The organism is Lentilactobacillus senioris (genome assembly GCF_026798195.1).
GTDB lineage: Bacteria > Bacillota > Bacilli > Lactobacillales > Lactobacillaceae > Lentilactobacillus > Lentilactobacillus senioris_A.
This window is the reverse complement of record NZ_JAPQEZ010000006.1, coordinates 67,516-77,717: the sequence shown is the minus strand read 5'-3', so window position 1 is coordinate 77,717 and position 10,202 is coordinate 67,516. Positions and strand designations below refer to the sequence as shown.

Sequence of the window (10,202 nt, the reverse complement as noted above, 5' to 3'; positions counted from 1 at the left end):
TTTTAGTCATAAAAATACCCCTAAAGTTAAAGTATTTTTACTTTAACTTTAGGGGTATGGCACACTATTTACCCGGTGCTTTTTATTTTAGTAGATAAAAACTTCGTCATCTTCTCTATGAAATGGATCATCTTTGTTTATGTGATCATAGAATAAAGTTCCATGTAAGTGATCGATCTCATGCTGGCAGACGATAGCAGGATAATTTTTAAGTCGAATTTTTTGTTCGACACCATCAACATCTTGATATTTCAAAGTGATTCTAGCTGCTCGAGGAACATATCCTGGAATTTCTTTATCTACTGATAAGCAACCTTCACCTTCGGTTAATGCACCACGTTGTACGGAATTAGAAACAATTACGGGATTGATGATTACATCTTTGAAAACTGGTTTTTCGTTTTCGTCTTCTGCTGGGACCAATACTGAAGCCATCATTTTGGATACTCCAACTTGCGGAGCAGCTAATCCTACGCCAGCTCTTAGTTGGTACTTTTCGCATAGTTCTGGGTTTTGACTAACTTCTAAGTATTCCATTAGATCAGCAGCTAATTTTTTATCTTCTTCCGAGAGAGGAAACGATACATTTTGAGCCTGTTGGCGTAGCACTGGATCGCCGTCTCGGACAATATCTTTCATTAAAAACAAGATTTGGTTCCTCCATTAATTAATTTAGTATAGTTACTTCTATTCTACAGTATATTTAAAAAAAAGACTAACCATGGTAAATTTTCTTGCGAAAAGTGAAGTTCATGAATTCACAATATTAATTTTATGAAAGCGGAAACATTTGCTATGGTAGGGGTTTACCGAATATTTAATAAATTGTTCATTTCACAATAATGAAAGGGCTTGCAAACGTTCTGAAAAGATGCTAAATTATTGTTGTGGTTAAGAAGTGATGCACAGAGCATTACTTAAATTTGCTTAAAGGAAAGGAAAGTGTTTTTTATGGCAGCAAAGAGTAAGCAGATTGTTGATTTCGACAAAATTAAATCAACAATGAGCGATCCATATAACAAACCTGTTCAAATCGTTAACGAAAAGGGCGAAATTGTAAACAAAGAGTTGTTTGATCAATTTAGCGATGACCAATTAGTTGATTTCATGGAAAAAATGGTTTGGGAACGTACCTTGCATGAACAAACAATGAGTTTCTCTCGTCAAGGTCGTCTCGGATTTTATGCTCCTACCTTTGGTGAAGAAGCAAGTGAAATGGGTATTGCTTCAGCAATGCAGAAACAAGATTTCATTTTCCCTGCATATCGTGATCTTCCTCAACTTATTCAACATGGTATGACTGTAGAACAAGGATTCCTTTGGTCAAAAGGTCATGTCAATGGAAATATGTATGCTGAAGGCGTACGTGCAATGTTCCCACAAATCATCATTGGAGCCCAATATGTAGAAGCCGCTGGTGCTGCATTAGGTATCAAGAAGAACGGTGAAAAAGATGCCGTTGCATATTCATTTACTGGTGATGGTGGTACTTCACAGGGTGACTTCTATGAAGGTGTGAACTTCGCTAGTGCTTTCCAAGCACCTGCCGTATTCTTTGTTCAAAACAATGGCTTTGCCATTTCTGTTCCTCGCTACAAGCAAACTGCTGCTGAAACTTTGGCACAAAAAGCTGTTGCCATGGGTGTTCCTTCCGTCCAAGTTGATGGTATGGATATTTTAGCTACTTACTTAGTTGCTAAGGCTGCTCGTGAATATTCAGCAAATGGAAACGGACCAACATTAATTGAAACATTAACTTACCGTTTTGGTGCTCATAGTTCAGCTGGTGATGATCCTAGTCGTTACCGTACAAAAGAAGAAGAAAAACCTTGGTTCGATCGTGACCCATTAATTCGAATGAGAAAGATTTTAGGCGATAAGGGTCTTTGGTCACAAGAAAAAGAAGATAAATTAGTAGATCAATACAAGAGTGAATTCAAGGAAGCTATGAAGAAAGCCGAAGCTGCACCTAAGCAAAAAGTTTCTGATTTCTTGAAGGACACATTTGAAGTACCAACCCCTAATGTGGCTCGCGATATTAAAAAATTCGAAGCAAAGGAGTCTAAGTAATCATGGCTAAGATGACTTATATTAAAGCAATTACTGATGGATTGGACCAAGTATTACAAGATGATCCTAAGACATTAATCTTTGGTGAAGATGTTGGTAAAAACGGTGGTGTTTTCCGAACAACTGAAGGTTTGCAGGACAAATATGGTGAAGACCGAGTATTTGATACTCCTTTAGCTGAATCTGGTATTTTAGGTTTGTCAATCGGGTTAGCTCTTACCGGTTGGCGTCCAATTCCAGAAATTCAATTTATGGGATTCACATTTGAAGCTGTAGATTCAATTGCCGGACAAATGTCACGTAACCGTTTCCGCTTTGGTGGTACTGTTTCAATGCCTGTTACTATTCGGACTCCATTTGGTGGTGGTACCCATACTGCTGAAATGCATTCTGACTCTTTGGAAAGTTTCTTCACTGATATTCCAGGTTTACGTGTAGTTACTCCAAGTAATCCATATGATGCTAAAGGATTAATTATTTCTGCTGTTGAAAATAATGATCCGGTTATGTTCATGGAAAACTTGAAATTATATCGTTCAATGAAGGATGAAATTCCAGAAGGTCATTACACTGTTCCGCTTGATAAAGCTAAGGTAGTTCGCGAAGGTTCAGATATTACACTTGTTGCTTACAGTGCTGAAGTTAACGAATCATTAAAAGCCGCTGAAAAACTTGCTGAAGACAATATTTCTGCTGAAGTTATTGATTTGCGTTCACTTTCACCAATTGATACTGACACAATTTTTGCTTCTATTGAAAAGACCCACAAAGTGGTTGTTGTTCAAGAAGCTCAAAAGATGGCAGGTGTGGGTGCAGTAGTTGCTTCTGAAATTGCTGAAAACAAGATTATGTCATTAGATGCACCAATTGGTCGAGTTGCTGCTCCAGATAGCGTTTATCCATTTGCAATGGCTGAAAATGACTGGTTGCCAAATGCTAACGATATCGAAGAAAAAGCACGTGAAATCTTAAATTATTAAGTTTAATAAATAGTAACTTTGGAAAGGAAGTAAAAGTAATGGCTTTTAACTTTAAACTCCCAGAACTTGGGGAAGGAATGGCCGAAGGTGAAGTAGCTTCATGGCTAGTAAAGCCAGGAGATGCTGTTAAAGAAGACGACATCTTGGTTGAAATTCAAAACGATAAATCAGTTTCTGAATTACCTTCACCAGTTGACGGTACAATTAAAGAAATTAGAAAACAAGAAGGGGAAACTGCTGAAATTGGTGACGTTTTAGTTGTAATTGATGACGGATCAGCTGATAATCCTGAAGATGATGCAGCCCCTGCAGAATCAAAAGAAGCTGCTGCACCAGCAGAAGCTCCTAAAGAAGAAACAGCTGCTCCAGCAACTAGCAGTGCTATTCCAGCTGCTTCAGATCCTAATAAATTAGTTCTAGCAATGCCATCTGTACGCCAATACGCTCGTGACAAAGGTGTTGATATCACTGTGGTTCCAGCTACTGGTAATCATGGTCAAGTAACTAAGAGCGATGTTGATAACTTTGATGGTTCTGCAGCCCCAGCTCCAGCTGCTAATTCAGCAACTGCTTCTGCTGCAACTCCAGCTGCTAAAGCTAGTGGACAGGCAATTAAACCTTACACATCTGCTCAAGCTGACATGGAAACTAGAGAACCAATGTCACCAGTTAGAAAAGTTATTGCTAATGCAATGCGGACATCTAAAGATGTTTCTCCACACGTTACTTCATTCCAAGATGTTGAAGTTACAGCATTAATGGCTAACCGGAAGAAGTACAAAGCAGTTGCTGCTGAAGAAGATATTCATCTTACTTTCTTACCATATGTTGTTAAGGCTTTAGTAGCAGTTCTTAAAAAGTACCCAGAATTCAATGCTTCTATTGATGATAGTACTCAAGAAATTGTTTACAAACACTACTACAACATTGGTATTGCAACTGATACTGATCATGGTCTTTACGTTCCAAACATTAAGAATGCAGATTCTAAAGGTATGTTTGAAATTGCTAAAGAAATCACTGAAAATAGTCAAGCAGCATACGATAACAAGCTAAGCGCAGCTCAAATGAGCGGTGGTTCAATTACTATCAGTAATGTTGGCTCAATTGGTGGTGGCTGGTTTACCCCAGTTATTAACCAACCTGAAGTTGCTATTTTAGGTGTTGGTAAGATTGCAAAAGAACCGTTTGTTGATGAAGATGGTGAAATTAAAGTGGGTAACATGCTTAAGTTATCACTTAGTTACGATCACAGATTGATTGATGGAGCTTTGGCTCAACGTGCATTAAACTTGATGACCAAATTACTTCACGATCCAGAAATGTTAATGATGGAAGGATGATTTTCAAATGGCTGAAGCTGAAAAAAAAGAAACAGTGATTATCGGAGCAGGTCCTGGTGGGTACGTTGCTGCCATCAGAGCTTCAGAACTGGGACAAAAAGTAACGGTTATTGAAAAGTCAGATACAGTTGGTGGCGTATGTTTGAATGTTGGCTGTGTGCCTTCAAAAGCTTTAATTGCTGCTGGACATCGTCTTCAAGAAGCCAACGATGGTTCTACTTGGGGTATTGCTACTCAACCTGCAACTATTGACTTTGCTAAAACTCAAGATTGGAAGCAACATAAAGTTGTTGACCGAATGACTAATGGTGTCAACATGTTGCTCAAGAAGCACAATGTTGAAGTCATTAACGGTGAAGCTGTCTTAGATAGTGATACTCAACTTCGAGTTATGCCTACAGGACCACAACAATTTATGACCGCCAATAATGGTCAAGTTATCGAATTCGATAATCTAATCATAGCTAGCGGCTCACGGCCAATTGAAATTCCTGGATTTAGTTTTAAAGACCGCGTTGTTGATTCAACCGGTGGGTTAAATCTTCCTGAAATTCCAAAAGAATTTGTTGTTATCGGTGGCGGTTATATTGGGACTGAATTAGCGGGAGCATATGCTAACTTAGGTTCTCACGTAACTATTATTGAAGGTACAGATTCTATCCTAGCCGGATTCGACAAGGATATGGTTGCAGTTGTTCTTAAACAATTGAAGAAGAAAGGGGTAACTGTAATTACCTCTGCCAAAGCTAAAACTTCATCACAAGATGCTAACAGTGTTACCGTTACTTATGAAGTTGATGGTAAGGAAGAAAATGTTAAAGCAGATTACTGCATGGTAACTGTTGGTCGGAAGCCAAATACTGACGATTTAGGCTTAGAATATACAAAAGTAGAATTAACTGATCGTGGGTTGGTTAAGACTGACGAACAAGGTCGGACTGCTTCTGAACATATCTTTGCAATTGGTGATATCGCTTCTGGCCCTGCTCTTGCTCATAAAGCGTTCTTCCAAGGTAAAGTAGCCGCTGGTGCTATCTCCGGTGAAAAGACAGCTAACGATTATATTGGTGTACCAGCAGTTTGTTTCTCAGACCCTGAATTAGCTTCAGTTGGTCTAACAGAATCACAAGCCAAAGAACAAGGTTTAGAAGTAGCTACTGCTAAGTTCCCATTTGCTGGGAATGCACGGGCCGTTTCTTTGGACGAAGCCGAAGGATTTGTTCGTTTAATTTATACTAAAGATGACAAGACGATTCTTGGTGGAGAAGTTGCTGGACCTGGCGCTAGTGATTTAATTGCTGAATTGAGTTTAGCAGTTAATGGTCGCATGAATGTTGAAGATATTGCTTTAACTATTCATCCACATCCAACATTGAGTGAACCAATTCAAGAAGCAGCTGATATTGCTTTAGGATTCCCAACTCATATTTAATAAATAAAAAAGGCGATTATTCGCCTTTTTTTGTTTGTTAGAATAAAATTAGTTATACTTAATAAGGTAGAGAAATAAAATGAATGGAAGTTTATAATGCAAAATAATTATTCTTATCCTTTAATGGAAGACTGGAATCAATCTGAATTGATAACAGTAATTAATTTTTACCAATTAGTGGAACAGGCTTATGAAAATAATCAAGGAGTGGCACGAAATGAATTTTTAAATGCTTATCGAAATTTCACTAATATTGTTCCTAGTAAAATGGAACAAAAACAATTGGAGAAAGAATTTAAAACTGTTTCAACTTATGATATTTACCAAGTGTTTAAGATGGCTAAAAATTCTGCAGCTAAGTATATTAAAATGTGAGGCCCTATATGCAAGATTTTAAGTACGTGCAAATAGATAATCAGGTTTGTCAGTGGTTACAAGAGGCCAGAGAAATTGTTCTTAATGAACTTAATTCTCAATTAACGGTCGAAACCAAAAGTGGTCGTAAAGATTTAGTAACTAATGTAGATAAACAAGTGGAACAATTTTTAACGAATAAAATTAAAACTCAGTATCCAGAAAGCCACATTTTGGGAGAAGAAGGCTTCGGCGATAAGGTAGATGAAACGACTAAGGGCATTATTTGGATAGTGGATCCAATTGATGGCACTATGAATTTTGTTAAACAGCGGAACAATTTTGCCATTATGATTGGAGTTTATAAAGATCAAAAACCGATTTTAGGATATATCTTAAACGTAGTTACTGGAGAATTATTACATGGAGGACCATTAACCGGAATTCACTTAAATCAAACTAAAATTACAGAGATTGCAGATCAAGGTTTGGCAGATGGATTAATTGGGTTAAGTGGACCTTTATTAGTTCATAATGAATATAATATGCAAGAAATTGGTGATAGAGCTTTAGGAATGCGGATATATGGCAGTGCCGGATTAGAAATTATGGCGGTTATAAAAGGAGAATTAATCGGTTATATTTCTTATTTGCGTCCTTGGGATTTTGGCGCTGGAAAAATCTTAGCAGAATGCTGTGGTTTGTCATTTACAATGGTTGACGGCCAGCCGTTAAATATGCTATCATCAGGCGTAGTGCTGATAGCAACGAAAAGAGCGCATAGCGACATTCTTACAATAGTAAGTCAATAGTCATACTGTGACGGTTGTCACAGTTTTTTTATTGGTTAAGCTATCTAAAATTAGTCCATTTAGGAGGAAGTAAGTAACTTGAAAACTAGAGATGACATTCGTAACATTGCCATTATTGCCCATGTCGATCATGGTAAGACCACATTAGTTAACGAATTATTAAAACAATCAGATACTTTAGATGAACACGTTCAAATCGAAGATCGTGCCATGGATACTAACGCCATTGAAAAGGAACGTGGGATCACGATTCTTTCCAAGAACACTGCTGTTCGTTACGGTGATCGCCAAATCAATATCCTGGATACCCCAGGGCATGCCGATTTCGGTGGTGAAGTAGAACGAATTATGCGAATGGTTGATGGTGTTTTATTGGTTGTTGATGCCTTTGAAGGTACCATGCCACAAACTCGTTTTGTTCTTAAAAAAGCTTTAGAACAACATTTAACTCCAATCGTAGTAATTAATAAGGTTGACCGCCCAGGTGCTCGTCCTGCAGAAGTAGTTGATGAAGTGCTTGATTTATTTATTGAATTAGGTGCCGATGAAAGTCAATTGGACTTCCCAGTTGTCTATGCATCTGCTATGAACGGAACTTCAAGTTATGATCCTGAACTTGATACTCAAGAACATACTATGAAGCCAATCTTTGATACTATTGTGAAAACAATTCCAGCACCAATTGATAACTCTGACGAACCATTGCAATTCCAAGTTGCTTTGTTGGATTACAACGATTTCGTTGGCCGAATTGGTATTGGTCGAGTATTCCGTGGAACTATCAAGGTAGGGGATACTGTTTCTGTTCTTAAATTGGATGGATCAAAGAAAAACTTCCGAGTTACTAAATTAATGGGATTCTTCGGTCTTAAACGTGAAGATATTGAAGAAGCTAAAGCTGGTGACTTAATTGCTGTTTCTGGGATGGAAGAAATCAGTGTTGGGGAAACAGTTACTGATGCTCAACATCCAGAACCACTTCCAGTTCTTCGAATTGATGAACCTACTTTGCAAATGACATTTGCAACTAACACTTCACCATTTGCAGGTCAAGATGGTAAGTTTGTTACTTCTCGTCAACTTGAAGATCGTCTTAAGCGGGAATTGCACACCGACGTTTCTTTGCGGGTTGAAGATACTGATGATCCAGGTGCCTGGACTGTTTCAGGACGTGGGGAACTTCATTTATCAATTTTGATTGAAACTTTACGTCGTGAAGGCTTTGAATTACAAGCTTCTCGTCCAGAAGTTATCTATCGTGATGTTGATGGAGTTAACAGCGAACCATTTGAATCAGTTCAAATCGATACTCCAGATGAATATACTGGTTCAATTATTGATACCTTGTCACAACGTAAAGCAGAAATGCAAAACATGGAAAGTGTTGGTAACGGCCAAACTCGTTTGACCTTCTTGGCACCTTCTCGTGGTTTGATTGGTTATTCTACTGAATTCCTTTCAATTACTCGTGGTTATGGTATTATGAACCATACCTTTGAAAAATACATGCCAGTTATTAAAAACTGGAACCCTGGTCGTCAAAAGGGTACATTAGTATCTATGAATGCTGGTAAGGCTACTACTTACGCAATGATGGGTATTGAAAGTCGTGGTACTTTGATGATCGATCCAGGTACAGAAGTGTATGAAGGAATGATCGTTGGTGAAAACAGTCGTGAAAATGATATTACTGTTAACATCACTAAAGGTAAGAACTTGACCAACGTCCGGGCTGCTGGTTCAGATGATATGGCTAAGATCAAAACTCCAGATCACTTAACTCTGGAAGAATCACTTGAATTCCTTAATGAAGATGAATTGTGTGAAGTTACTCCTCACTTTGTGCGTCTTCGTAAGAAAACATTAAATACTAGCGCTCGTGAAAAAGAAGCTAAGAAACGTAAGCGTAACTAATTAAACGTTGAAAAGCGAAGAACTGTATAAGTTCTTCGCTTTTTTATTGGCAAAAAATGCGAAATTGCTATGATATAATAGAGGTGTTTTTGTTTGAAGTCTTAACTTGGAGAGTAAGAAAATGAAACGTTTAAAGAAATTGGACTATTTTATCGTAATTCCATATTTAATTATGTCGATTATTGGAATCATTATGGTTTATTCGGCAAGTGCTAATATCGGAACTCAAAATGGTGGTAGCCCTACAAGTTATTTGATTAAACAGTCAATTTTTGTGGGTTTAAGCTTAATCATCGTTAGCTTTATGATGTTTTTTAACCTAAATAAGTTAAGAAATCAAAAGCTTTTACAGTGGATTGAGATCGCTTTTTACATAGGATTAATCTACTTATTGATGTTTGGGCAGTCGATTAATGGAGCCTCTGGCTGGATTAATTTAGGACCTGTTAATTTACAACCTGCTGAATTTTTAAAATTCTTTTTGATTATTCGAATAGCCAACTTTGTTGATCTTAAAAAAGATGAATTGATGAATCCAAACGATTCATGGTGGTTAACCATGCGTCCCACATTGATTCGAACCGGACTCTTGTTACTCTTAGTTTTAGTTCAACCGGATTCTGGTGGTTTTGCTATTAATTTCATGATTGTAGCCATTATGTTATTGGCCAGTGGTATTCCCTGGCGTCGTTCCGTTACTATTTTGGGAGGCTTTATTTTAGCAATCATTTTATCATTAATGTTTGTAATCGAACCTCTTTCAAAAATGGATTTTGCTAAATCTTCTTACAGGATTCAACGATTTGTTGCCTTCTTAGATCCATTTGGCCATGCAACTGGGACGGGTCAGCAATTGGTTAATTCTTACTACGCGATTAGTAATGGGGGCTTGTTTGGTGTAGGACTGGGCAATAGTATCCAAAAAACTGGCTACTTACCCGAACCTAATACTGACTTTATCATGGCTATTTTGAGTGAAGAATTAGGGGTATTAACGGTTATTATGATTTTGTTTTTACTAATGGTAATTGTTTGTCGATGTGTGTTGTTGGGAATTCGCAGTAATGATACTTTCCAAAGTTTGGTATGTTACGGAGTAGCTACCTATTTAACAGTTCAATCACTTTTTAATATTGGTGGGGTGATTGGAGCACTTCCGATTACTGGGGTTACTTTCCCGTTCATCAGTTATGGAGGATCTAGTATCTTAACCTTATCATTGTGTATTGGAGTTATTTTAAATATAAGTGATAAACAACGTCAAGAACGCCAACGAGTAATTAAGGAGTAACTAATA

The 10,202-nt window shown here is 37.6% G+C and carries 9 protein-coding genes; 8 read left to right on the top strand and 1 reads right to left on the bottom strand.

Annotated elements, in window-relative coordinates; translation table 11 throughout:
• Positions 1-87 precede the first annotated feature (87 nt).
• Positions 88-648: a peptide deformylase gene (def, locus tag OXT66_RS08250; protein WP_268596897.1), complete on the bottom strand. Its 561-nt coding sequence runs from the start codon at positions 646-648 to the stop codon at positions 88-90.
• Positions 649-951: 303 nt separating this feature from the next.
• Between def and pdhA the strand changes: the two genes are divergently transcribed.
• From pdhA to OXT66_RS08210, 8 genes are all read left to right on the top strand, one after another.
• Entirely contained in the window at positions 952-2,070 is a 1,119-nt protein-coding gene (gene pdhA, locus OXT66_RS08245; protein ID WP_268596896.1) for a pyruvate dehydrogenase (acetyl-transferring) E1 component subunit alpha, read from the top strand.
• A 2-nt stretch (positions 2,071-2,072) separates the two neighbouring features.
• Positions 2,073-3,050 carry an alpha-ketoacid dehydrogenase subunit beta gene (locus tag OXT66_RS08240; RefSeq protein ID WP_268596895.1) on the top strand — a complete coding sequence of 326 codons (978 nt, stop codon included), beginning with the start codon at positions 2,073-2,075 and terminating at the stop codon, positions 3,048-3,050.
• A gap of 38 nt (positions 3,051-3,088) precedes the next feature.
• Positions 3,089-4,393, top strand: a complete 1,305-nt coding sequence (locus OXT66_RS08235; RefSeq protein ID WP_268596894.1) for a 2-oxo acid dehydrogenase subunit E2 — start codon at positions 3,089-3,091, stop codon at positions 4,391-4,393.
• A 7-nt stretch (positions 4,394-4,400) separates the two neighbouring features.
• The gene (gene lpdA, locus OXT66_RS08230; protein WP_268596893.1) at positions 4,401-5,825 is read left to right on the top strand and encodes a dihydrolipoyl dehydrogenase; all 1,425 of its coding nucleotides are present in this window, start codon (positions 4,401-4,403) and stop codon (positions 5,823-5,825) included.
• Positions 5,826-5,921: 96 nt separating this feature from the next.
• Positions 5,922-6,200, top strand: a complete 279-nt coding sequence (locus OXT66_RS08225; protein WP_268596892.1) for a UPF0223 family protein — start codon at positions 5,922-5,924, stop codon at positions 6,198-6,200.
• Between the two features lie 8 nt (positions 6,201-6,208).
• Positions 6,209-6,991 (top strand): inositol monophosphatase family protein, encoded by a 783-nt coding sequence (locus OXT66_RS08220; protein WP_268596891.1) that lies wholly within the window; start codon positions 6,209-6,211, stop codon positions 6,989-6,991.
• 78 nt (positions 6,992-7,069) lie between these two features.
• Positions 7,070-8,905: a translational GTPase TypA gene (typA, locus tag OXT66_RS08215; RefSeq protein ID WP_268596890.1), complete on the top strand. Its 1,836-nt coding sequence runs from the start codon at positions 7,070-7,072 to the stop codon at positions 8,903-8,905.
• Between the two features lie 121 nt (positions 8,906-9,026).
• Complete coding sequence (locus tag OXT66_RS08210) at positions 9,027-10,196, top strand: FtsW/RodA/SpoVE family cell cycle protein (protein ID WP_268596889.1); 1,170 nt, start codon at positions 9,027-9,029, stop codon at positions 10,194-10,196.
• The last annotated feature ends 6 nt before the right edge of the window (positions 10,197-10,202 follow it).

Excerpts from the sequence above, each read along its gene's own strand:
- pdhA (WP_268596896.1), top strand. The coding sequence starts at position 952 with ATGGCAGCAAAGAGTAAGCAGATTGTTGATTTCGACAAAATTAAATCA.
- OXT66_RS08240 (WP_268596895.1), top strand. The coding sequence starts at position 2,073 with ATGGCTAAGATGACTTATATTAAAGCAATTACTGATGGATTGGACCAA.
- OXT66_RS08235 (WP_268596894.1), top strand. The coding sequence starts at position 3,089 with ATGGCTTTTAACTTTAAACTCCCAGAACTTGGGGAAGGAATGGCCGAA.
- lpdA (WP_268596893.1), top strand. The coding sequence starts at position 4,401 with ATGGCTGAAGCTGAAAAAAAAGAAACAGTGATTATCGGAGCAGGTCCT.
- OXT66_RS08225 (WP_268596892.1), top strand. The coding sequence starts at position 5,922 with ATGCAAAATAATTATTCTTATCCTTTAATGGAAGACTGGAATCAATCT.
- OXT66_RS08220 (WP_268596891.1), top strand. The coding sequence starts at position 6,209 with ATGCAAGATTTTAAGTACGTGCAAATAGATAATCAGGTTTGTCAGTGG.
- OXT66_RS08210 (WP_268596889.1), top strand. The coding sequence starts at position 9,027 with ATGAAACGTTTAAAGAAATTGGACTATTTTATCGTAATTCCATATTTA.